Annotated in this window: 20 protein-coding genes; 9 read left to right on the forward strand and 11 right to left on the reverse strand. The window is 64.2% G+C overall.

What is annotated here, in order from left to right:
• The first annotated feature begins 41 nt into the window (after positions 1–41).
• Complete coding sequence (locus tag AC1Q64_RS17580; protein ID WP_492252217.1) at positions 42–416, forward strand: hypothetical protein; 375 nt, start codon at positions 42–44, stop codon at positions 414–416.
• A gap of 115 nt (positions 417–531) precedes the next feature.
• Here AC1Q64_RS17580 and AC1Q64_RS17585 read toward each other — a convergent pair whose 3' ends face one another.
• The 9 genes from AC1Q64_RS17585 to motA form a co-directional block, all read right to left on the reverse strand.
• The gene (locus AC1Q64_RS17585) at positions 532–1,248 is read right to left on the reverse strand and encodes an RNA polymerase sigma factor FliA (RefSeq protein WP_056065675.1); all 717 of its coding nucleotides are present in this window, start codon (positions 1,246–1,248) and stop codon (positions 532–534) included.
• A 166-nt stretch (positions 1,249–1,414) separates the two neighbouring features.
• The gene (locus AC1Q64_RS17590; RefSeq protein WP_056065678.1) at positions 1,415–2,212 is read right to left on the reverse strand and encodes a hypothetical protein; all 798 of its coding nucleotides are present in this window, start codon (positions 2,210–2,212) and stop codon (positions 1,415–1,417) included.
• Positions 2,205–3,701 (reverse strand): flagellar biosynthesis GTPase FlhF, encoded by a 1,497-nt coding sequence (gene flhF, locus AC1Q64_RS17595; RefSeq protein WP_436076973.1) that lies wholly within the window; start codon positions 3,699–3,701, stop codon positions 2,205–2,207. The genes AC1Q64_RS17590 and flhF overlap by 8 nt, the downstream gene beginning before the upstream one ends.
• Positions 3,698–5,779, reverse strand: coding sequence for a flagellar biosynthesis protein FlhA (gene flhA / locus AC1Q64_RS17600; protein ID WP_056065684.1), 2,082 nt, complete (start codon positions 5,777–5,779; stop codon positions 3,698–3,700). Before flhA ends, flhF begins: the two co-directional genes overlap by 4 nt.
• Positions 5,776–6,930, reverse strand: coding sequence for an EscU/YscU/HrcU family type III secretion system export apparatus switch protein (locus tag AC1Q64_RS17605; RefSeq protein WP_492252218.1), 1,155 nt, complete (start codon positions 6,928–6,930; stop codon positions 5,776–5,778). Before AC1Q64_RS17605 ends, flhA begins: the two co-directional genes overlap by 4 nt.
• Before the next feature lie 222 nt (positions 6,931–7,152).
• On the reverse strand, positions 7,153–7,770 hold the full coding sequence (locus AC1Q64_RS17610) for a protein phosphatase CheZ (protein ID WP_260668655.1): 618 nt from the start codon (positions 7,768–7,770) through the stop codon (positions 7,153–7,155).
• Between the two features lie 4 nt (positions 7,771–7,774).
• Positions 7,775–8,161, reverse strand: coding sequence for a chemotaxis response regulator CheY (gene cheY, locus AC1Q64_RS17615; protein WP_010466076.1), 387 nt, complete (start codon positions 8,159–8,161; stop codon positions 7,775–7,777).
• Between the two features lie 72 nt (positions 8,162–8,233).
• The gene (gene motB, locus AC1Q64_RS17620; protein WP_291435150.1) at positions 8,234–9,166 is read right to left on the reverse strand and encodes a flagellar motor protein MotB; all 933 of its coding nucleotides are present in this window, start codon (positions 9,164–9,166) and stop codon (positions 8,234–8,236) included.
• 42 nt (positions 9,167–9,208) lie between these two features.
• Positions 9,209–10,069, reverse strand: a complete 861-nt coding sequence (motA, locus tag AC1Q64_RS17625; protein WP_056172898.1) for a flagellar motor stator protein MotA — start codon at positions 10,067–10,069, stop codon at positions 9,209–9,211.
• A 464-nt stretch (positions 10,070–10,533) separates the two neighbouring features.
• Here motA and rfbF point away from each other — a divergent pair, with 464 nt between their 5' ends.
• From rfbF to AC1Q64_RS17660, 7 genes are read left to right on the forward strand one after another with little or no spacing between them, the layout of a single operon-like run.
• Positions 10,534–11,304 carry a glucose-1-phosphate cytidylyltransferase gene (gene rfbF / locus AC1Q64_RS17630; protein ID WP_492252219.1) on the forward strand — a complete coding sequence of 257 codons (771 nt, stop codon included), beginning with the start codon at positions 10,534–10,536 and terminating at the stop codon, positions 11,302–11,304.
• Positions 11,305–11,310: 6 nt separating this feature from the next.
• Complete coding sequence (gene rfbG, locus AC1Q64_RS17635; RefSeq protein WP_492252220.1) at positions 11,311–12,378, forward strand: CDP-glucose 4,6-dehydratase; 1,068 nt, start codon at positions 11,311–11,313, stop codon at positions 12,376–12,378.
• On the forward strand, positions 12,375–12,935 hold the full coding sequence (locus tag AC1Q64_RS17640) for a dTDP-4-dehydrorhamnose 3,5-epimerase family protein (RefSeq protein WP_492252221.1): 561 nt from the start codon (positions 12,375–12,377) through the stop codon (positions 12,933–12,935). Before rfbG ends, AC1Q64_RS17640 begins: the two co-directional genes overlap by 4 nt.
• A complete protein-coding gene (locus AC1Q64_RS17645; protein WP_492252222.1) occupies positions 12,932–14,173 on the forward strand; it encodes a methyltransferase domain-containing protein in 1,242 nt (413 codons plus the stop codon). Before AC1Q64_RS17640 ends, AC1Q64_RS17645 begins: the two co-directional genes overlap by 4 nt.
• Positions 14,174–14,662 (forward strand): acyltransferase, encoded by a 489-nt coding sequence (locus AC1Q64_RS17650; RefSeq protein ID WP_291435159.1) that lies wholly within the window; start codon positions 14,174–14,176, stop codon positions 14,660–14,662.
• Positions 14,659–15,504, forward strand: coding sequence for an NAD-dependent epimerase/dehydratase family protein (locus AC1Q64_RS17655; protein ID WP_492252223.1), 846 nt, complete (start codon positions 14,659–14,661; stop codon positions 15,502–15,504). Before AC1Q64_RS17650 ends, AC1Q64_RS17655 begins: the two co-directional genes overlap by 4 nt.
• Positions 15,501–16,280: a cephalosporin hydroxylase family protein gene (locus tag AC1Q64_RS17660; RefSeq protein ID WP_492252224.1), complete on the forward strand. Its 780-nt coding sequence runs from the start codon at positions 15,501–15,503 to the stop codon at positions 16,278–16,280. The genes AC1Q64_RS17655 and AC1Q64_RS17660 overlap by 4 nt, the downstream gene beginning before the upstream one ends.
• Positions 16,281–16,411: 131 nt before the next feature.
• Here the strand turns inward: AC1Q64_RS17660 and AC1Q64_RS17665 are convergent, their stop codons facing one another.
• Together AC1Q64_RS17665 and AC1Q64_RS17670 are read right to left on the reverse strand one after the other, a co-directional pair.
• Positions 16,412–18,613: an O-linked N-acetylglucosamine transferase, SPINDLY family protein gene (locus tag AC1Q64_RS17665; protein ID WP_492252225.1), complete on the reverse strand. Its 2,202-nt coding sequence runs from the start codon at positions 18,611–18,613 to the stop codon at positions 16,412–16,414.
• 126 nt (positions 18,614–18,739) lie between these two features.
• Positions 18,740–20,224 carry a flagellin N-terminal helical domain-containing protein gene (locus tag AC1Q64_RS17670; protein WP_291435165.1) on the reverse strand — a complete coding sequence of 495 codons (1,485 nt, stop codon included), beginning with the start codon at positions 20,222–20,224 and terminating at the stop codon, positions 18,740–18,742.
• Between the two features lie 321 nt (positions 20,225–20,545).
• Between AC1Q64_RS17670 and AC1Q64_RS17675 the strand changes: the two genes are divergently transcribed.
• Positions 20,546–22,033, forward strand: coding sequence for a flagellin N-terminal helical domain-containing protein (locus tag AC1Q64_RS17675; RefSeq protein WP_291435166.1), 1,488 nt, complete (start codon positions 20,546–20,548; stop codon positions 22,031–22,033).
• Positions 22,034–22,076: the final 43 nt, after the last annotated feature.

The following is a 22,076-nucleotide window of genomic DNA, read 5'->3' on the forward strand; positions in this document are numbered from 1 at the left end:
CGGCATTTTGCTCCGGGGCGCAATCCATCGCACAATGCGCCATGTCTCTGGAAGAATCTCTCTCTGCTGTTGAGCAGCTGATCGAACAAGTCTCCGCCGCACTTCTCGCGGCAGACCCCACCTCCCTGGAAAAACACAGTACGGCCTTGCGTGATGCAGCGGCCGATTTTTCACGTGTGCTGGAGCAGGCGGCCGCGCGTGGGGTGCCTCTGCCGGCGTCGCTGCAAAAGCGCGCGGATGCGATCCGCAGCATGCTGGTCCTGCACCGTGAGAGCCTGGCCCGGCTTGCTGCCAGCACGGACCGTCAGGCCGCCGGCTTGCTGCCTCCCTCCAATGCGGCGGCTACCTATGGCGATGGCCTGGGTACTCGCGGAACCGCGCCGGGCGTAGCGCGCATCTACCGGTCCGCAAGCTGAGCGCCATCCATTGTTCTGAAGGGGTTGTGGGCCAGGTCGCAACAAGCGTCGGCCCGTAACCCTAGGGCCCTGCGCAACGACCTGCGCGGCGCCTGGTGTCCGCCGGTAGGCGCGCTCAGTGCGCGCGCATCTTGGCCCGCAGCCGGGCAATGGACTGGCTGTGCAGCTGGCACACGCGCGACTCGGTAACGCCCAGCACGGCAGCAATTTCCTTGAGGTTCATGTCATGTTCGTAGTACATGCCCATGATGTGCTGCTCGCGCTCCGGCAGGGTTTTGATGGCGTTGACCAGTGACGTCTTGAGCCGTTGATCACGCAGCAGCTCCACCGGGTCAGCCGCACTGTCGGCAACGTGGCGGTCCAGAAACCCGTCCTCGTCATCGTTGCCATGCGTCATGTCTTCCAGGTACACCAGCTGGGTGCCCCGGACCTTGCCCAGCAGATTCTGGTAGTCCGCCAGGCTCATGCCCATTTCGCTGGCTATTTCGGACTCCAGCGGGCTGCGTCCCAGCTTTTGCTCCAGCCGGTGCACAGCGTGTTCAATGTCTTTCTGGCTCTTGCGCGAGCTGCGGCTCATCCAGTCGCCCTCGCGCAGCTCGTCGAGCATGGCGCCCCGGATGCGCTGGGTGGCAAAGGTTTCAAACTGCACGCCCTGTGCCACTTCGTAGCGCGACAGAGCTTCGGCCAGCCCCATCATGCCGACCTGGATCAAGTCATCCAGCTCGACATTGGGAGGCAGCTTGGCGATCATGTGGTGCGCAATCCTCCGGACCAGCGGTACATGCTGGCGGATCATGGCATCGCGATCAAGCTGGCCTTTGGCGGTGTACATAGAGAGGGTGTTATGCACTGGTAGGGCGGGTATGCGATCTTGTTCTGGAGCCGCTTGGGGGTGCCATCACCCGATCTTTTTCCGCCGCCGGGGGCCAGCAACTTGCCAGACCGTGGGGAGCGTTTCGGGTCAACGTACGTACGTAGAGGTGCATCACAGGCTCTGGTCAGTGGCTCCGGACAAAATGCGCAGGCATGCCTGTCAAGTTGCTGGGTGTCAGCGCAGCCAGCGCTCCGTTCATAGTGCCCGCATTTTCCAGCAGTTGCAAGGCCAGGCGCTGAAGCTCCTGGGGGTTCTGAGTGGCAATGGTGGTGGTTCGTATCGGGCCGCCCAGATGGCGCTCGGCACATGCCTGCAAGGTCATCAGCTGGGACTGGGCCTTGCGGCGTTCGGCGGCGGTGTTGCCGTGCAGCAAAGCGGCCACCATGCAGGGCAAGCCAGTGTGTAGCGCAATCTGCTTGAGGCTCTTGTAGCTGGTCATCACGCCCGCTGCGCCACTGCCCATGACCACCAGCGGCACCGTAGCCGTGTGGGTGAGCAGGGGCCCCAGGGTGGAGGCTGGTGCGTGAATCACCATGAGGCCGTAAGTCCTGAAGCAGGGCAGCAAGCTCTCCATGGGCGAGCGTGTGCTGCCGCTGGCCTTGCGGCTCAGGTGCTGCAGCCCCTTGGCCGCTGGAATCACGGCGAGGGAGGATGCGGTGGCGCCCAGGTTCAGGCTGGCGCCGTCATTCCACGTTGCATGTTGCAGCAGGTGCAGCAGCCCGGGGCTGTCGTCGGACTCCTGCGCCGTGCCGTCGAGTACCACCACCGGATAGCCCAGCCGCTGCAGGCTGGCGCAGATCTGCCATAGCGTTTCCAGGCCGCTCGCCGTGTTGCCCTGGCTGGCGACTGCCAGCAGCCGCAGCTCTGCCTGCGGGGTGAGGCTGTGCAGGCTGGCCGCCTGGTGAAAACCCAGATCAAGCATCGACCAGCCCCCCCTCCGTCACGGTGTCAGGAGAGTGCGAGAAGAAGAAGTTCAGGTCCGTGGCCTTGGGGTCGAAAGCCGACTTCGCCGGCGACCGCATGGAGGCGCTGATGAGCTGGTGGGCGTTGGCACGCTCCCAGTCCTCGGGCACGCGCTGGCCGTTGGTCACGCCGCGCAGCACCATCTGGTGGCGGATCAGTGCGTCGATGGCGGGGCCCAGCTTCACGGCCTCGTCCACCTTGGACAGGATGGCCTGTTGCGAGCCGTCGGTTTTGAAGGCGGTCAGCACGTCATCCAGCGTGTCGCCATGGCAGCCGGCGTTGAGCACCAGCAGGCGGTTCACATGGGGCAGGTCCAGCACATCCAGCATGTCGCGCTTGCGGGGGTCCCTGGGGGCCACGCCGGTGGTGTCGATCAACACCATCTTCTTGCCGCTGAGCAGGCCCAGCAGGTCTTGCAGCGCGGCGCGGTCGTGCGCCAGGTGGGCCACGATGCCCAGCATGCGCCCGTAAGTGCGCAGTTGTTCGTGCGCGCCCACACGGTAGGTGTCCAGCGTGATCAGCCCCACACTGCCGGGGCCGTGGATGCGGGCGCACATGGCCGCCAGCTTGGCGGTGGTTGTGGTCTTGCCCACACCCGTAGAGCCCACCATGGCGAAGATGCCGCCCTGTTCATAAAGGGGGGGATCGGTCTGGTCGGTCTTGAGGTTGCGTTCCAGCACCTCCATCAGCCAGCGCACCGATTCGCCCGCCGACAGGTCTTCGGGCATGCGTTCGAGCACGGCGCGGGCCAGCGACGGGGAGTATCCAGCACGGATCATCTTCAGCATCAGGTTGGATTGGATCGGGTTCTGGCGCGCCTGCCCCAGCCAGGCCAGCGTGTTGAAGCGGTCTTCGATCAACTCTTTCATCGCGTGCAGCTCGTTCATTACGCTCTGCTGGTTGTTCGACTGGATCAGGTGGGCGCTGGGAGCTTCCTGTCGACGGCGCGGTGGCTCGGGCGGCATGTCCATCGGGATGGTGCGCAGCGGGTTGTGGCGCGCCACCGAGGGCGCGGGCATGCGTTCACGTTCCGGTTCCTGGTCGCGGCTGCGTTCAGACAGTGTCTGGGGTTCCGAGGGACCATTCAGTGCCTCGTGGCGGCGGCGCAGCATGCGTTCGCGCACATAGTCCTGGAACGACAGCGTGCTCATGGCCAGCTGTTCGGTGTCTTCCTCGACCGGGTTGCGTCCCAGGCCCGACGCTACTGCCAATTGGCTGGCGCGCTGTGGGGTGCTGCGCGCAGTGCTGGGCGCCAGCAGGGGCGGATTGGACGAAGCGGTGGGCGCACCACCGTCCAGAGCCGACAGCGTGTCCTCGGCCGTGGCCACCACTTCCACGCCGTTGGCCGTGGGGCGGTTGGACAGAATCAGCGTGCCGTCGCCAAAGGCCATGCGCGCCTTGGCCAGAGCCTCCCGGGAGGTGGGGGCGGTAAAGCGTTTGATGTTCATGCTGATGCACCTTTAAGGATCGGCCCAATACGGATGGTGTGGGTCTCTGGAATTTCACTGTGTGCCAGCACCTGCAGGCGGGGCGCTACGCGGCGCACCAGGCGGGAGATGGCATTGCGGATCTGGTCGGGAACCAGCAGGCAGGCGGGCAGGCCCATCTCTTCCTGCTTGAGGGCCACTTCGGCGGCCTTTTGTGTGAGGATGTCGGCCACGCCGGGGTCGAGCGCGGGGCCTGCCGTGTTGCCCAGGGCTTGCACCAGCAGGCGCTCCAGGCCGGGCTCGATGGCAATGACGTTGAGCTCGCGGGTGGGGCCGTAGATCTGCTGGACGATGGCGGGCGAGAGCGCAATGCGCACGCGGCGGGCCAGCTCGACGGGGTCCGAGACGCCACCAGCATGCTCGGCCAGCGTTTCGATGATGGTGCGGATATCGCGGATGTGCACAGACTCTTCCAGCAGCAGCTGGAGGACTTTCTGGAACGTTGCGATGGAGACCATTTTCGGAACCACTTCTTCGATGAGCTTGGGGGCCAGCTTGGCCACGTGTTCCACCAGTTGCTGCGTTTCCGTGCGACTGAGGAGCTTGGCGGCTTGCACTTGCATCAAGTGTGACAAATGGGTGGCCATCACGGTTTCGGAATCAACGACGGTAAAACCGGCCATTTGTGCGGCTTCCTTTTGCCGATCGTCGATCCAGTGTGCTGGCAGGCCAAAGGCAGGGTCGGTGGTGGCCGTGCCGATCAGCGGCGTGGTGATGCCGCCGGGGTTGATGGCCAGAAACATGCCAGGGAAGGCTTCACCCTCGCCCACCACCACGCCGCGCAGCGTGATGCGGTAGCCGCTGGGCTTGAGTTCGAGGTTGTCACGTACGTGCACGGCAGGGGGCAGGAAGCCGACTTCCTGTGCAAACTTGCGGCGCACGCCCTTGATGCGGGTGAGCAGGTCGCCCTGGCGGCTCTTGTCCACCAGGCTGATGAGGCGGTATCCCAGTTCCAGGCCCAGCAGGTCCACGGGCTGCAAGTCGTCCCAGGTGGCTTCGCCATCGGTGGCGGGCGGCGGTGGGGCTTCGACCACCGGGGGAACCTTCTGGCGCTCATACATCACCCAGGCGCCGTAGCCCAGCAGGCTGCCCATGGTCAGGAACACCACATGCGGCATGCCGGGGATCAAACCCAGCAGGATCAAGATGCCTGCCGTCACACCCAGCACGCGGGGCGACATGAACAGCTGCTGAACGATCTGGCGGCCCATGTCGTGGTCCTTGCCCACGCGCGAGATCACCATGGCGGCTGCCACCGAAATCAGCAGGCCGGGAATCTGTGCCACCAGCGCATCGCCAATGGCCAGCAGGATGTAGCTGTCTGCGGCCTGCTTGGCCGACAGGTCGTGTTGCAACACACCAATGGCGAAGCCGCCAATGATGTTGATGAGCAGGATCAGGATGCCCGCCACGGCGTCGCCGCGCACGAACTTGGACGCGCCGTCCATGGAGCCGAAGAAGTTGGCTTCTTCCGCCACTTCGGCACGGCGACGCTTGGCTTCTTTTTCGTCGATCAGGCCCGCATTCAGGTCGGCATCCACCGCCATCTGCTTGCCGGGCATGGCGTCCAGGGTGAAGCGCGCCGACACTTCGGCAATGCGCTCGGCGCCCTTGGTGATCACCACGAAGTTGATCACCACGAGGATCGCAAAAACGATCAGGCCGACGGCGAAGTTGCCGCCGATCAGGAAGTGGCCGAAGGCCTCGATCACTGCACCCGCTGCGCCAGGGCCCTGGTGGCCTTCGAGCAGCACCACGCGCGTAGAGGCCACGTTCAGCGACAGGCGCATCAGTGTGGTCAGCAGCAGCACCGAAGGGAATGCCGCGAAGTCCAGCGGACGCAGCATGTACGCCGCCACCATCATCACCATCAGCGCGACGGCGATGTTGAGCGTGAAAAATGCATCCAGCAGCCACGGGGGGATGGGCAGCACCATCAGCGCCAGAATCGCCACCACCAGCAGTGGTGCCGACAGGCCCTGCAGGGCGCTGGCATTGGTGCCAGCCCATTGCTGCAAAGACTTTACGGAGGTGTTCATACGGCAGCACCTTGCACCGTGGTGCGGTTCAGCGGATCGAGTTCAGGCGGCACGAAAGGCTCCACCAGGCTGTCGGGCATACGGCCTTCGCCACGCAGGGCTGCCTTGAGGCGGTACACATAGGCCAGCACCTGGGCAACGGCGGTGTAGAGCGTCGCGGGGATGGCCTGGTCCAGCTCGGCATGGGCATACAGCGCACGGGCCAGCATGGGCGACTGCAGCACGGGCACGTTGTGCTCCTTGGCCACGTCGCGGATCTTCATGGCGATGAGGTCGGTGCCGCGCGAGATGACCTGGGGCGCACTCATGGTCTTCTCGTCGTATTTGAGGGCCACGGCGTAGTGGGTGGGGTTCATCACCACAAAGTCGGCCTTGGGGACCGCGCCTACGCTGGCCCGGTCGGCGATCTCGCGCTGCTTCTGGCGGATGCGGCCCTTGGTGTGGGGGTTGCCGTCAGACTCCTTGTGCTCCTGCTTGACTTCCTCGTGCGACATCTTCAGTCGTTCCTTGAAGAAGAACGCCTGCAAAGGCACATCCACCAAGGCAGCCAGAAACACGACCAGCAGCAACAGGCTCATGCCCGAGGTCAGCCAGTCTGCAATCTGGCGAATGGCCAGCGGCGAGGGTTGCAGCACCAGCATGGCGACCGTTTCTATGCTGTTGCCCAGGAACTTCCAGGCCACGTAGGTCAGGATGGCGGTCATCAGCACCATCTTGGCCACGTTGGCCATCTGCTGCTTGGAAAACAGGTTGGCCAGTCCGGAGATCGGGTTGAGTCGGTTGAACTGCGGTGTGATGGGCTTGGCACTGAGAATCCAGCCGCCCGCCCCGATGGCGCTGATCAGCCCCGCAGCGCTGGTGAGGGTAGCAAACACCGTGCTGGCCACCAAGCCCACGATGACCATGTCCTGCAGCCGCGAGAGCATGGTGCCTGGCGTCATCACCGTGGCCGCATTGAACGCCAGCTGCTGGCTCATGGCCCACTGCATGCGGTCCATCAGCTGTGGGGCCAGCAGCAGCATGCATGCGGCGCCCGCGCCCAGGATGGCCAGGTGCGACAAGTCGCGCGAGCGTGCCCCTTGGCCGTCTTCGCGCGCTTTTTGCAGCTTGCGTTCTGACGCGGGGAGGCTTTTTTCTTGGCTGGATTCCATGGTGGCATGACGGCTGGTGTCATGCCATTGTCGTGAGCGACCTGGAAATCTAAAGGCTGATAAGGGGGCTGCAGCCCCCTCTTTTCGGTGGTGCCTGGGGTGTGTCTAGCGGCGGGTCTGTGTCTGACCCGCGCCGTGGATTACTGCCATTCTTTTTAAAAATGATAGCAATCAGGTCATATTGCACTAGCGCTGGAGGGTTGTCAGACTGAAAACGGAGCGTCAGAAGCCCAGACTGGCCAGCAGGTCGTCCACCTGGGACTGGTCGGTGACCACGTCGGGGGTGTTCTCCGGGTCCACCACCGGGCCCTGAAGATGCGCTGCGCGGGCGGGCTCGGCGGGCGCCTGGGCGCTGGGCGGAGCCGTCTGGATGAGCAGTTGCACCAGCTGCTCTTCAATGGTGGCTGCCAGATTCACCACGCGCGCAATCACCTGGCCGGTGAGGTCGTGAAAATCCTGCGCCATCATGATTTCGGTGAGGTGCGTGTCGGCTTCCTTGGTCACGCGCTCCACGTCGGTCAGAAAGTTGAAGATTTCGCCCTTGGCCACGGCCGCCACCGGGTCCGCCACCAGTGAATTGACGACCCGGCGCGTTTCTGCCGCGATGTAGTCGTGCTGAGCCTTGGCTTGTTCGACGCGGTTGAGCACCTTCTCGGCCGCTTCTCCGGTCAGGCGGGCGATATACGAAAGCCTGCTCTGAGCGTCTGGCAACTCGCCCATGGAGCCGCGCAGCTTGTCGGCATATCCCAGCTCGTTAAGCGAATCGTGAAGCTGGCGCGTCAGCAGACCAATCTTGTGGTGAACATCGGCAGGCTGGCTGTTGTCCGGTGTGTCGTCCATGGTGTCATAACCCCATCTTCTTCAGAATCAAGGTCACCTTCTCTTCCAGGGTTGCCTTGGTGAAGGGTTTGACGATGTAACCCGCAGCGCCTCCCTGGGCAGCGGCAACGATGTCTTCCTTGCGGGCTTCGGCGGTCACCATCAGGACGGGCAGGTGTTTGAGCTTGTCGTCCTTCTTGATCTCGGCCAGCAACTGGAAGCCGTTCATGTTGGGCATGTTGATGTCGGTGACCACGAAGTCAAACTTGCTGTTGCGCAGCTTGTTGAGTGCGGCGACACCATCCTCGGCCTCATCAGCGTCTGCAAAACCGCTCTCTTTGAGCAGATTGCGAACGATGCGTCGCATGGTGGAGAAGTCGTCAACGATCAAAAAACGAAGGGCTGTGGTCACTTGGGACCCTTTCAGTCGAGATTTACTGTAGGCATTGTCATGGGCAGCAGGTTTGGTGACAAGTCGTAACTGTTACCTGCCAGGGGGGGGATTTTCCCGCTTTTCAGTCAGCAGTTCTGTGGACGTGATTTCGGGGATCCCTTTGCCCATGAGTCGTTCTTCGGCCTCCCGGGTCAGCACCGTGATGGTGATGCGCCGGTTGGAGGGGGACCGTGGGTTTTTGGGGTCCAGCAGATCGCTGGCCGCCAAGCCCACCACACGGCCCAGTTTAGCGTCTGGCATGCCTGCGGAGACCAGCTCCCTTCGCGATGCGTTGGCGCGGTCTGCCGACAGCTCCCAGTTGCTGTATCCCTTTTCGCTGTTGCCATAAGGTACAGCGTCGGTGTGGCCTGCGAGGCTGATGCGGTTTTCGACGCCACCCAAGGCCGCGCCGATTTCGCGCAGGATGTCGCGCATGTAGGGTTTTACCAACGCACTGCCGCTGTCGAACATGGGGCGGTTCTGGTCGTCAATGATCTGGATCTGCAGGCCGTCGGGCGTGATGTCGATGCGGATCTGCGACTTGTACTCATTCAGGCGCGGGTTCTCGGTGATCAGCGCATCGATCTTGGCCTCCAGGGCCTTGATGCGTTCCTGATCCTGCTTTGCGCGTTCGGCCCGTGCCGCATCAATGCTCATGCGGCGCTGTTTGGCTTCTTCCACGTCGGAGCGGCGCACCTGGCCATGCACCTTGGCCAAGTCGTTGCCGCCACCTGGAATGACGCTGGAGCTGTTGCCCGAACCGTCGCCCCCTGTCATCGCCACTTTCAATGGTGAGGCGAAATACGCTGCAATGCCTTGCAATTCGCCCTTGGCGGTGGATCCCAGCAGCCACATCAGCAGGAAGAACGCCATCATCGCCGTCACGAAGTCGGCATAAGCGATCTTCCAGGCGCCACCATGCACCGCGTGGCCGCCTTTCTTGACGCGCTTGATGATGATGGGTTGTAGTTTTTTTTCTGCCATGGTGGCGGGGGCGTTGGGGTGCGGCTACTGCATTCGCTGCTGCTACTTCTTGCCCTTCACATGCCCTTCCAGCTCAGAGAAGCTGGGGCGGACGTTGGAGAACAGCACCTTGCGGCCAAACTCGATCGCTGTCGCAGGGTTGTAGCCCTGCATGCTGGCCAGCAGGGTGGACTTGATGCACTGCAGTTCCTTTGCGGCGTCCTCGGTCTTTTGCTCGACGAGTCCGCCCAGCGGTTCCACCACGCCGTAGGCCAGCAGAATCCCCAGGAAAGTGCCTACCAGCGCCGAGCCAATCATGCCGCCCAGCACGGAGGGCGGCTGGCCCACCGAGCCCATGGTGTTCACCACGCCCAGCACGGCGGCCACGATCCCGAAGGCGGGCAGGGCGCCTGCAAGGCGCGCCAGGGCGGCCACCGGGGCGTGTGCTTCCTGGTGGTGGGTGTCGATCTCGCTGTCCATGAGCGCTTCGATCTCGTGGGAATTCAGGTTGCCCGACACCATCATGCGCAGGTAGTCGGTGGTGAACTCGATCACATGGTGGTCACTGCCCACCGTGGGGTATTTCTTGAAAATTTCCGACTCGTGCGGCGCCTCGACATCCTTTTCAATCGCCATCAGCCCCTCCTTGCGGGCCTTTTGAAGGATGTCATAGAGCATGGCCATCAGCTCCATGTAGCGCTCCTTGGTGTATTTGGAGCCTTTGAGCGCCATCGGCAGCGCAGCCATGGTGGCCTTGATCACCTTGGGTTGGTTGTTCACCACGAAGGCACCCAGTGCCCCCCCCAGAATGGTGATGATCTCGAACGGCAGCGCCTTGAGAATCACGCTGATATTGCCCCCGTGCACGATGTACACACCGAAGATGCAGCCGAGGCAGACGACGTAACCGATGATGACAAACATGCTTTAGACGTGTAGGGCGGCGGCAGGGGTATGACTGCATTGGTGGGGCTGCAGTCCACGGAGTGACCGAAGGTTACTGTAAATGTATCGGATTGCAGAACGCGAAATGCCCCAAGAGAACGGTCAACAGGGGGTTTCTTGGGCGAATGACTGCTGGCCGCTCGTGCCGGTGGCTCGACTGGAGATGTTACTGACGGGGCTGTAGGCGCGTCCCTGGTCAACCGGATGCAGAGGGCTCTTGGTGGGCTTTCGGGCTGGTTGTGCTCAGAATTTTGTGTCAGAACGCCGTGAGGCGCTTTTCTTTATTGCCTTTGGTGCTATCAAATTGATATCAATCGGGTTGCGCATATTTGCGGCGCGTCCGCTATCTGCCTGGAGGTAGCGCATGCAAACGCCTCATTTGAAAGGTGTTTCTGCAGCGACTGCACCTTTTTGGTCCGTAGGGCCTGCACTATGCTGCGGGCATGAAAGCTGTACTGCTGGCGGGCGGCCTGGGCACCCGTATCTCGGAAGAGTCGCACCTGCGTCCCAAGCCCATGATCGAGATCGGTGGGCGGCCCATCCTTTGGCACATCATGAAGATGTACGCCGCCCATGGCGTGAACGACTTCATCATCTGCCTGGGCTACCGGGGCTACGTGATCAAGGAATATTTCGCCAACTACTTCCTGCACATGTCCGATGTGACCTTTGACATGGCCAACAACCGCATGGAAGTGCACCACCGCCATGCCGAGCCCTGGCGCGTGACGCTGGTGGACACGGGTGAAAGCACCATGACCGGCGGTCGCCTGCGCCGGGTGCAGGAATACCTGCCGTCGGGCGAGCCCTTCTGCTTTACCTATGGTGACGGAGTGGCCGACCTTGACATGACGGCCCAGTTTGCCTTCCACCGGGCCCATGGCCGCCAGGCCACGGTGACGGCCGTGCAGCCCCCGGGCCGCTACGGTGCCTTGGTGCGGGATGGCGACACCGTGGCCGGGTTTGAGGAAAAACCGCGTGGCGACGGCGGGTGGATCAACGGCGGCTTTTTTGTGCTTCAGCCTGAAGTCATTAACCTCATCGACGGCGACGCCACCAGCTGGGAGCTGGAGCCCATGGCCCGCTTGGCCACCAGCGGCCAGCTGCGCGCGTTTGAGCACACGGGCTTTTGGCAGCCCATGGACACACTGCGCGAGAAAAACCTGCTCGAAGACCTGTGGCAATCGGGCCGCGCGCCGTGGAAGTGCTGGTAACCCACGATGCGCCCTGATCCCGACTTCTGGCGCGGCAAGCGCGTGTTGCTCACCGGCCACACCGGCTTCAAAGGCGCTTGGCTGGCCCTGTGGCTGCAGCGCCTGGGCGCGCAGGTCACCGGCGTGGCGCTGCCGCCCGCCACCGAGCCCAACCTGTTCACCCTGGCCCAGCTGGGGCAGGCCGCGCCGGGCATGGAGAGCCATTTCTGCGACATCCGCAGCCCCCAGGCCCTGGCCATGCGCGTGCGCGCCGCCCGGCCCGAGGTCGTGCTGCACTTGGCCGCGCAGGCGCTGGTGCGGCCCGGCTATGCAGCGCCGCTGGATACCTTTTCCACCAACGTGATGGGCACGGCGCATTTGCTCGATGCCCTGCGCGGGCTGGCTGGCGTGCGCGTGGCCGTGGTGGTCACCACCGACAAGGTCTACCGCAACCGCGAATGGGCCTACCCCTACCGCGAGGACGACGCCCTGGGCGGGCACGACCCCTACAGCGCCAGCAAGGCCGCCACCGAGCTGGTCACCGCCAGCTACCGCGATTCTTTCCTGGCCGCACAGGGCATCGCCGTGGCCACCGCCCGCGCGGGCAACGTGATCGGCGGCGGCGACTGGGCCCAAGACCGCCTGCTGCCCGACGCTGTGCGCGCCTGGGAAAAGGGTGCAACCTTGCACATCCGCCGCCCCCAGGCCACGCGCCCCTGGCAGCATGTGCTGGAGCCGCTGGCCGCCTACCTGCGCCTGGCCCAGCGCCTGTGGGAATCGCCCGCGCTGGCCGGTGCCTACAACTTTGGCCCGCTGCCGCACGAGGCAGCCACGGTCAAAAATGTCATCGAATTGGCATCTGCTGCTTATCCAGTAAGCGCTACTAGCTATGAAAACGAGAGCGAAGGCCCGCACGAAGCTGGCTGGCTCGCGCTGGAAACCGCGCACGCCCGCCAGGTGCTGGGCGTGGCCCCCCACTGGGCGCTGAGCACGGCCGTGGCCCGCACCATGAACTGGTACCGCCAGCAGCGCGGCGGCGCCGACGCCCGCGCGCTGTGCCTGGCAGACATCGATGCCTGGGAGGCGCGCCCATGAGTCGCCTCGCCCTGGCGCCGCTCCCGCTGGCGGGGCTCTTTCGCGTGCAACGCCAGCCGCTGGTGGATGAGCGTGGCTTTTTTACCCGCATGTTTTGCGCCGACGAACTGGCGGGCGCTGGCTGGGCGAGCCCCATCGCCCAGATCAACCAAAGCTACACGGCGCTGAAAGGCACCGTGCGCGGCATGCACTACCAACAGCCGCCGCACGCCGAGATGAAACTCGTGAGTTGCCTGCGCGGCGAGGTCTGGGACGTGGCCTTGGACCTGCGCCAGGGCTCGCCCACTTTTCTGCACTGGCATGCCGAGCATCTGTCGGCCGACAATGGCAGCGCGCTGCTCATCCCGCCCGGCTTTGCACACGGTTTTCAGGCGCTCACCGACCATGCCGAGCTGCTCTACTGCCACTCTGCGGCCTACGCACCCGCGGCCGAAGCAGGCCTGAACCCTCTCGATCCGCGCCTGGCTATCGCCTGGCCCCTGCCCGCAAGCCAGCTCTCGCCTCGCGATGCGGCGCAGCCCTGGATGGCGGAAGAATTTGAAGGAGTGCGCCTGTGAAGTGCCGACACTGCGGCAGCCCGCTGCAACTGCCGTTTCTGGACCTGGGCAGCGCGCCCCCGTCCAACGCCTACCTCAGCGAGGCCGCGCTGCGCGCGCCCGAGTCCTGGTTCCCCCTGCGCCTGCTGGTGTGCGAAACCTGCTGGCTGGTGCAGACCGAAGACCACGCCGGGCGCGAGGCGCTATTCACCGACGACTACGCCTACTTCAGCTCGTTCTCCTCGTCGTGGCTCGCCCATGCCAAGGCGTACGTAGAGACGATGCGCGAGCGCCTGGGGCTGACCGCCGACAGCCGCGTGGTCGAGGTCGCGTCGAACGACGGCTACCTGCTGCAATACGTGCAGGCGGCTGGCATCCCCTGCTACGGGGTGGAGCCCACCGCCAGCACGGCGGCAGCAGCCCGCGCCAAAGGCATAGCGGTGGTGGAGCGCTTCTTTGGCGTGGCGCTGGCCGACGAGCTGGCCGCCGCCGGTCGCCAGGCCGACCTGATTGCCGCCAACAACGTGCTGGCCCATGTGCCCGACATCAACGACTTTGTGGGCGGCTTCACGCGGCTGCTCAAGCCCCACGGCGTGGCCACTTTCGAGTTTCCGCACCTGCTGCGCATGGTGGAGGGCTGCCAGTTCGATACGGCTTACCACGAGCACTATTCCTATTTGTCGCTCACGGCGGTGCAGCGCATCTTTGCGGCCAACGGCCTGGCGGTGATCGATGTGCAGGAGCTGCCCACCCACGGCGGCAGCCTGCGCGTGTTTGCCGCCCGCGCCGACGCGGTGGGCCATCCGCAGGCCACGATGGAAGGCGCTGTCCGCGTGCAGCAACTGCTGGCCACCGAGGCAGCGGCGGGCATGCTGGGCGAAGGTTTTTACAGCGATTTCCAGGCCCAGGCCATACGGGTCAAGCGCGAGCTGCTCACATTTTTGCTGCAATGCCAAGCCGATGGCATCACTGTGGGCGCCTACGGGGCGGCCGCCAAGGGCAACACCCTGCTCAACTTTGCCGGTGTGCGGCCCGACCTGCTGCCCTACGCGGTGGACAAAAATCCCGCCAAACAAGGCCAGTACCTACCCGGCAGCCACATCCCCGTCGTAGGCGAGGCGCACCTGCGCGCCCACAAGCCGCAGCGCATCCTCATCCTGCCCTGGAACCTGCGCAGCGAGGTGGCCGAGCAACTCGACTACACGCGCAGCTGGGGTGCGCAGATGGTGGTGGCCGTGCCGCGCCTTGAGGTGTTCTAGGTGATCGAACTGCACCCCACTGCCAAGGTCTCGCACCTCGCAGACATCGAAGACTCGGTGCGCGGCACACGCATCGTGGTGGGCGCCCACTCGGTGATCGACAGCTTCGTCAAGGTCAAGCCTGCGGGCGGCAGCGGCGACCTGGTGGTGGGCGAGCATGTGGTCATCAACGCGGGTTGCGTGCTCTACACCGGCAACGGCATCCACATCGGCAACCATGTGGCGATTGCCGCCAATTGCACCTTTGCGCCGGTGAACCATGCCTATGCCGACCGCAGCTGCCTGATCCGCGAGCAGGGGTTCTTGCCCAGCAAGGGCGGCATCGTGATTGAGGACGACGTGTGGATTGGCGCCAACTGCGTGCTGCTCGACGGTGCCGTGCTGCGGCGTGGCTGCGTGGTGGGCGCGGGCTCCATCGTGCGCGGCGAGCTGCTGGCGTACACCGTGTACGCCGGGCAACCGCTGGCGGCCGTGGGGGAGCGCCGGTGACGGGCCTGCCCCTTTCGACGTTTACGGTGCTGGGCGCCTCCGGCTACATCGGCAGCCGCCTGGTGGCCCATCTGCAGGCCCAAGGCCACTCGGTGTGGTCGCCTGCGCGCGGCGCTGCCGAGGTGTTCACCCGGCCGCTGGGCCATGTGATCTATTGCGTGGGGCTCACCGCCGACTTCCGCACGCGCCCGTTCGACACGGTGGACGCCCATGTGGGCCTGCTGGCCGAGGTGCTGCGGCGCGCGCAGTTCCACTCGCTGCTGTACCTGTCGTCCACCCGGGTCTACATGGGCGCCACCCGCACCGACGAAGACGCGCCCCTGGCTGTGCTGCCGGGTGACCTGTCCTACCTGTACAACCTCACCAAGCTCACCGGCGAATCGCTGTGCCATGCCTGCGGGCGCCCCGGAGTGCGCGTGGCGCGCCTGTCCAACGTGGTCGGGCCGGGCATGGACGCTGCCTCCGGCAACCTGGTGGCCGATCTGCTGCACCAGGCGCAGGGCGGCCGCATTGTGCTGCGCTCCGATCCGCAGTCCGCCAAAGACTATGTGCATGTGGACGACCTGCTGGACTGGCTGCCGCGCATTGCGCTGGCAGGCCGCGCCGCCACTTACAACGTGGCCAGCGGCCGCCAGACTACTCACGCCCAGTGGCTGGCCTGGCTGCAGGCGCGCACGGGCTGCAGCGTGGAGGTGGCCGGGCAGGCGCCGCTGCAGGCGTTTCCCCCCATCAACGTGCTGCGCCTGCAGGGTGAATGGGGTGTGGCACCCCGCGCCGTGCTGGCCGATGACCTCTTGCCTTTTCCGCCGTCGAACGACCCTGTTGGAGTACCCCCGCCATGAACCCCGTTGACCAATTCGCCCAGGAACGCCGTGACCGCCTTGCGGGCTATGCCCAGGACTCCACCTTCCAGACCCTGTCGCGCGACTGGCTGCAGGCGTCCATGCAGCGGCAGTACGTCTACAACTTCGACTGGATGGGCCGGCCCATCATCCAGTATCCGCAGGACATGGTGGCCATGCAGGAGCTGGTGTGGCGCGTGCGGCCGGATCTGATCATCGAGACCGGCATTGCCCACGGTGGCTCGCTGGTGCTCAGCGCCTCGCTTCTGGCGCTGCTCGACATGAGCGATGCGATTGAAGCCGGCACCACGATGGACCCGCGCGCGTCACGGCGCAAGGTGCTGGGGGTAGACATCGACATCCGCGCGCACAACCGCGCGGCCATCGAATCCCACCCCATGGCCAGCCGCATCGCCATGGTCCAGGGCTCTGCCATTGCGCCCGAGGTGGTGCAGCAGGTGCACGAGTTTGCCCAGGGCTACCAGCGCGTGCTGGTGTGCCTGGATTCCATGCACACGCACGACCATGTGCTGGGCGAACTCGATGCTTACGCGCCGCTGGTCACGCCCGGCAGCTACTGTGTGGTGTTTGACACCTTTGTCGAAGACATGCCGCCCAAGTTCTTTGCCGACCGCCCCTGGGACGTGGGCAACAACCCCAAGACGGCGGTGCACCAGTGGCTGGCCGGGCACGCCGAGTTCGAGATCGACGCCGAGATGGAGCAGCGCCTGCAGGTCACGGTGGCGCCGCACGGGTTTCTGCGGCGCAAGGGGTGATGGCAGGGGCTTGTGATCGAAAACATGATTCAACATGCCGCTATAGCGCTTTATGGATAAGCGCATGGCGCTATTAAATCTATAGTATTTACCTGGGCGGAGTAGCCAGTGCTGCCAGGCGTCTGCGGGTGTCACGTCGCTGAAGTGGAGCCCAGGCCCATCGCCTGTGTGGCATGTTGCAGGTAGGTCACCGCAAATTCGGTGTGGCCGTGGGCATGCTCCACCTCGGCCAGGCAGGCCAGGGCCACGGGGTCGTGAGGCACGGCGCTGAGCACGGTTTCGGCCAGCTCGGTCACGGCGATCCAGTGGCGGTTCGTGATCTGGTGCTCGGTGGTGGTGGCAGACGCGGGGACAGGCGTGGCCTTGGCTTTTTCCACCAGGTCCTGCAGGCGCTGATGGGCCTCGTGCAGGCTCACTCGCTGGCCGGGCTTCAAGCCCACGCCGGGTACCGGGCCGTGGGTCCATTCCTCAGGCAGCTGGGGCAGCCATTCCTGAATCGCTTGCGCCTGCGCTTTGGGGTCGTCCGGGTGCTCGGCCTTGGCCAGCCACTGCAGCCACATGACACGCAAGCCTTCCGAGAAGTGGTGGTTGAAGATGTCCTCTCGCATGAGGGCCGAGGTCTCAACCTCGCCGCGCAGGCCCAGCCGCAGCGTGTTCAGCGCCTGTACGTCAGTGGCCAGGTCCGTAGCGATGCGCACATACTCTTCGGGCGTCTCGGCCAGCCATTCGGTGCGGCCCAGGTAGGCCAGCAGGCCCACGCCCATGCGGCTCTTGAAGCTCTCGCCCACCATCGACACGATGGGCAGGCCCATCCACAGCACGTCGAAGGTGGTGGTGCCGCCGGTCAGCGGGAAGGGGTCGAGCGCGATGTCGATGAGGTGGTAGGTCAGGTACTGGTTCTCGGTGCGTTGCGCCACCAGGTCTACCCGCCCTGGGGGCAGGCCCAAGCGCTCGCAGCGCTCTTGGTAGGCCTGCGCAAAATCGGGGCGGTCAAGGTTCTTGCCTTCGATCAGCAGGCGCGACCCTGGCACGGCCGCCAGCACCTGGCCCCACAGGGCCAGCACGTCGTCGGTGAGCTTGCCCAGGTTGTTGCACGAGCCAAAGGTGATGAAGCCGTTGGCGAGCGCGGGCGCCGGGCGCACCTGGTAGCGCGGCTGGTAGCGCCACAGCGGGTTGCGGCTCATGGGGCGGTAGCAGGCAAACAGCGTGGGCAAGCGGTAGAGCTGCTCTGTGTACTGCGTTTCGGCGCCGGGCGGGTCGGTGATCTCGTCGGTGAACTTGTAGTCCACGGCCGTAAGCCCGGTGGTGGCCGGGAACCCCAGCCATGACACTTGCACCGGGGCAGCCTTATGGGCCAGCGTCAGCAGGCCGTTGTTGCCGGTGTGGCCCGCCAGGTCGATCAGGATGTCGATGCCTTGAGCGCGAATGGCCTCGGCCTGCTGCTGCGGGCTGAAACCGGCCAGGGGCACAAAATGGTCGGCATGGCGCTGGACGCGCTCGGTGACGTGATCGTCCCGCGGGAACAGATAGAAAGCGAAAACCTCAAACTGCCGCCTGTCCAGTTGCGCCAGCAGACCCTCCACAAAGTACATCACCGAGTGCACCCGGAAGTCGGGGGAGAGGAAACCGATCTTCAGGCGCCGCCATGGCGAGCCCCGGTGCTCCTGGAAATCAGGCCATTCTGGGCGCAGCGGCGGCTCGAACACAGCGCCGTACTGCCGCGCGGCTGCCGATAGCTGGGCGGCGTTCACCTGGGGATCTGCCAGCATGAACAATAGCTTGTTGGTGTAGTTGCCTGGGTCGTTGTAGCGCAGGGCGATGGCTGTCTCGCAGTCCTTGACAGCCTCGCGCACCTGGCCCAGCTCGCGCCGGTGGATGGCGCTTTGCATGAGTGCGGCGACGCGGTCGTGCAGGGTCTCGGCCAGGGCGGCGGCCTTCTGGCTGGCGTCAAAGCCCTTGTCGTGTTGGGTCAGCAGGTAGCAGCATTCGGCCAGCTTGATCCAGCCAATGGCCTGCTGGGGGCGCAGTTCGCACACTTTTTCCAGCAGGGGCAGGGCGTCGATATTGCGTGCTTGCTCAATGAGCACGTTGGCATAGTTGACGAGTAGCTCGGCGTCCTCAGGCCAGTAAACATAGGCCTGTCGGTAAGCCTTGAGGGCGGCGTCGAACTCGCGCTGCTTGTTCAGCGAGAAGCCCAGCAGCCGGTGGGCGCTGAGGTGGCGGCCGTTCTTGCGCAGCACCTGGCGGCACAGGCGGGTGAGAGCAGGCCAGTCAGCGGCGGCAAGTGCGGCCTGCAGGCGGGACGCGTCCTGGTCGGTGTGTTTGGTGTGCACGATGACGTCGATCTACGAGCAAAGGAGCGGGATGGGGTGGCAGTGTGCCATGTGCAAAGGGGCCCGATGGGCCCCTTTGTTTCGTGTTTTTGCTGCATCGCACGCAGTACGGGCGGGGCCAATGGCTTACTTGAGCAGAGACAGCACGCCCTGCGGGATCTGGTTGGCCTGGGCCACCATCGCCGTACCGGCCTGTTGCAGGATCTGAGCACGCGACAAGTTGGCTGTTTCGGCCGCGAAGTCTGCGTCCTGGATGCGCGAACGCGATGCGGACAGGTTCTCAGACGTGATCTGCAAGCTGGAGATGCTGGTTTCGAAGCGCGATTGCAGGGCGCCGAGCTTGGCACGTTCACCGTTGATGAAGGCCAGGGCCGAATCTACGGTCTTGAGCGCGTCGGTGGCGTTGGTGAAAGTGGTCACGTCCAGGTTGGCCACCGTGTGCAGCGAGGAGCCACCGTTGTCCAGCTGGTTGCTGGCCGAGGTCACGGCGAAGGACTTTTCGGAGTCCAGCGTGATGTAGCCGCCCGTGTTGATGAACTCCACGTTGGCGTCGGCCGCGAGCGTCTGGGTCGCGCCGTTGCTGGCACCGGCTGCATCGTAGCCGGTCACGGTCACGGCGCCCGCGTTGGCGTTGACGGTGTCACCGATCACGATGTTGTTGCCCGTAGCGTTGGTCAGGATGATCTGTGTGCCGTCGGAGTTGAGCGAGGCATTGATGCCTGTCTTGGCCGATTGCTCGTTGATGGCCGACACGGCTGGGGAGAGGCGGTCGGTCCCCGTGCCTGCGACCAGCGTGAATGAAATGGTGCGGGGGCTGCCGACGTTGTCACCTTCCAGCGTCAACGAATAGGACCCAGCCGCCGCCATGCCACCCAGGCGCACTTCGGTGCGGGCTGTGGCGGTCACGCCAGTGGTGGCCTGTAGTGCATTAATCTGGTCGGCGGTGGCTTTGGCGGTAGCACTTGCAGCCACCGTCAGGGTGCCAGTGCCCAGGTAGCCGCTGACGGCTACCGAGCCGGTAGTCACGCCGTTGGTGCCTGCTGTGGCCTGGGTGGCCGATGCGCCAATGCCCGAGCCGTTGGAGGCGACGTTCTGGTTGTTGCCGTACACGCTGGTGCGCAGATTGGCTGAGGCCGCCACAATGGTCTGGTTGGCGTTGGCGCCCACCTGGAACTGTTGCGTACCAAAGGTGCCGTCCAGCAATTTCTGGCCGTTGAACTCGGTGGTTTGCGAAATCCGGTCAAGTTCTGCCACCAATTGGCCGACTTCCTGTTGCAGGGCCTGGCGGTCGCCAGCGCTGTTGGAGGCGTTGGCCGACTGCACTGCCAGTTCACGGACCCGCTGCAAAATGTTGCCCGCCGACCCCATTGCACCTTCAGCTACCTGTGCCAGCGAAATCCCGTCGTTCGCATTGCGAACAGCCTGGTTCAGGCCACGGATCTGGCTGGTGAAGCGCTCGGAAATCGCCAGACCAGCAGCGTCATCCTTGGCGCTGTTGATGCGCAGGCCAGACGACAGGCGCTGGATGGCTGAGTTGAGCGACATCTGACTGGTGCCCAGATTGCGCTGCGCAGTCAGCGAGCTGATGTTGGTGTTGATGGTTGCTGCCATGGCGAAACTCCTTAACGTCGCGAGACGGATCTGTTTGCCGGTTCAAGCGCACCCGTCCGGCTGTCAATGGGGGAACGATGGATGGATTGTGGAGACGCTGATTTCTGGTGTAGGGGAGATAAGCGGCAAAAAAGTCGCGCAACTTGTGCGTTTGCCCCTCAAGTTTTCCGGCGGCGACCCGAAAACAATTGCAACGGTCCGTAAGCGGCCCGCCGTTCACCAGATGGCCTGCAGCACTGGGAACCCAGGAGGCCAGCGCGGTGCTGGCGCCCCCGGCTGGCGGCAACGCCATATTCAGTCAGTTCTTTCAGGAGATTTGCAATGGCTTCCACCATCAATACCAACATCGCTTCGCTCACAGCCCAACGCAACCTGGGTATGAGCCAGACTTCTCTCAATACGTCCATTCAGCGCCTGTCGTCTGGCCTGCGCATCAACAGCGCCAAGGATGACGCTGCTGGTCTGGCGATTTCCGAGCGCTTCACCAGCCAGATCCGTGGCCTGAACCAGGCAGTTCGCAATGCCAACGACGGTATCTCCCTGGCGCAAACCGCTGAAGGCGCCTTGAAGGCTTCCGGCGACATCCTGCAACGGGTGCGTGAACTGGCTGTGCAATCGGCCAACGCCTCCAACAGCGCCGGCGACCGCCAGGCCCTGCAGCAGGAAGTGGGCCAGCTGGTGTCCGAACTGGACCGCATCTCGCAAACCACTGAATTCAACGGTTCCAAGCTGCTGGACGGCAGCTTCGGCACGCAGCAGTTCCAAGTGGGTGCCAATGCCAACCAGACCATCGTGGCTGCCACGGGCAATCTGCGCACCAGCGTGTACGGCAACAACCAGAACGTCGCCTCCAACGGCTCGGGCATTGGCGCATCGGCCACCCAGGCCACAGCAGGCACCAACGGTGTGACCACAGGCACCGTGGCCATTAGTGGAGCACTGGGCACCGGTACGCTGACTGTGGCTGCTAGCGCCACGGCCAAGGCTACGGCCGACCAGATCAATGCCCTGAAGGCAGATACTGGTGTGACCGCCACGGCCCGTACCGAAGTGCGCCTGGGTGGTATGGCGGCTGTCGGCTCTTACTCGCTGACGCTGGAAGGTGACAACGTCGGCGCTGCACGTACCGTGTCCTTCACGTTGACCTCCGCCACCGGCACGGACCGCCTGTCGGCCGCTGTGTCCGCTATCAACGACCAGTCTGCCAAGACCGGTATCAATGCTTCTCTGAGTTCCGACGGCAGCCAGATCGTTCTGACCAATGCCACGGGTAACAACATCGTGGTGGGCGATACGGCCAATGCCAACGCGGCCAACGTAACGGTCACCGGTTACGACGCAGCTGGAGCGGCCAACGGCGGCACGACGACCCTGAGCTCTGCTGCCGCAACGGTGGAAAACGTTAACACTGGTGGCTACATCACGCTGGACTCGGAAAAGTCTTTCGCCATCACTTCAACCAGCAACCAGCTGGACAATGGTGGTTCGGCCCTGCAAACGGTGGCCAATCTGGATGTGACCACGTTCAGCAATGCCACCAATGCACTGAAGACCGTGGACTCGGCCCTGGCCTTCATCAACGGTGAGCGTGCCAAGCTCGGTGCTCTGCAATCGCGCTTTGAAACGTCGATCAGCAACCTGCAAGTGACGTCGGAAAACCTTTCTTCCTCGCGTTCGCGTATTCTGGATGCCGACTTCGCCGCAGAAACGGCCAACCTGTCGCGTGCCCAGATCTTGCAACAGGCTGGTACGGCAATGGTGGCCCAGGCCAACCAGCTGCCCCAAGGTGTGTTGGCCCTGCTGCGTTAAGCGGCGGGCATGGCAGGCAGCCAGGGCGTTGCAGCGCCCTGGC

This window comes from Acidovorax sp. GW835-FHT14G06 (genome assembly GCF_058793595.1).

What these genes read in the sequence shown, in the direction of transcription:
- AC1Q64_RS17580 (WP_492252217.1), top strand. Translation starts at nt 42, where the DNA reads ATGTCTCTGGAAGAATCTCTCTCTGCTGTTGAGCAGCTGATCGAACAA.
- flhF (WP_436076973.1), bottom strand. Translation starts at nt 3,701, where the DNA reads ATGAACATCAAACGCTTTACCGCCCCCACCTCCCGGGAGGCTCTGGCC.
- AC1Q64_RS17640 (WP_492252221.1), top strand. Translation starts at nt 12,375, where the DNA reads ATGAGTCGCCTCGCCCTGGCGCCGCTCCCGCTGGCGGGGCTCTTTCGC.
- AC1Q64_RS17670 (WP_291435165.1), bottom strand. Translation starts at nt 20,224, where the DNA reads ATGGCAGCAACCATCAACACCAACATCAGCTCGCTGACTGCGCAGCGC.
- AC1Q64_RS17610 (WP_260668655.1), bottom strand. Translation starts at nt 7,770, where the DNA reads ATGGACGACACACCGGACAACAGCCAGCCTGCCGATGTTCACCACAAG.
- rfbG (WP_492252220.1), top strand. Translation starts at nt 11,311, where the DNA reads ATGCGCCCTGATCCCGACTTCTGGCGCGGCAAGCGCGTGTTGCTCACC.
- AC1Q64_RS17605 (WP_492252218.1), bottom strand. Translation starts at nt 6,930, where the DNA reads ATGGAATCCAGCCAAGAAAAAAGCCTCCCCGCGTCAGAACGCAAGCTG.
- AC1Q64_RS17675 (WP_291435166.1), top strand. Translation starts at nt 20,546, where the DNA reads ATGGCTTCCACCATCAATACCAACATCGCTTCGCTCACAGCCCAACGC.
- rfbF (WP_492252219.1), top strand. Translation starts at nt 10,534, where the DNA reads ATGAAAGCTGTACTGCTGGCGGGCGGCCTGGGCACCCGTATCTCGGAA.
- AC1Q64_RS17660 (WP_492252224.1), top strand. Translation starts at nt 15,501, where the DNA reads ATGAACCCCGTTGACCAATTCGCCCAGGAACGCCGTGACCGCCTTGCG.
- motB (WP_291435150.1), bottom strand. Translation starts at nt 9,166, where the DNA reads ATGGCAGAAAAAAAACTACAACCCATCATCATCAAGCGCGTCAAGAAA.
- flhA (WP_056065684.1), bottom strand. Translation starts at nt 5,779, where the DNA reads ATGAACACCTCCGTAAAGTCTTTGCAGCAATGGGCTGGCACCAATGCC.
- AC1Q64_RS17585 (WP_056065675.1), bottom strand. Translation starts at nt 1,248, where the DNA reads ATGTACACCGCCAAAGGCCAGCTTGATCGCGATGCCATGATCCGCCAG.
- motA (WP_056172898.1), bottom strand. Translation starts at nt 10,069, where the DNA reads ATGTTTGTCATCATCGGTTACGTCGTCTGCCTCGGCTGCATCTTCGGT.
- AC1Q64_RS17590 (WP_056065678.1), bottom strand. Translation starts at nt 2,212, where the DNA reads ATGCTTGATCTGGGTTTTCACCAGGCGGCCAGCCTGCACAGCCTCACC.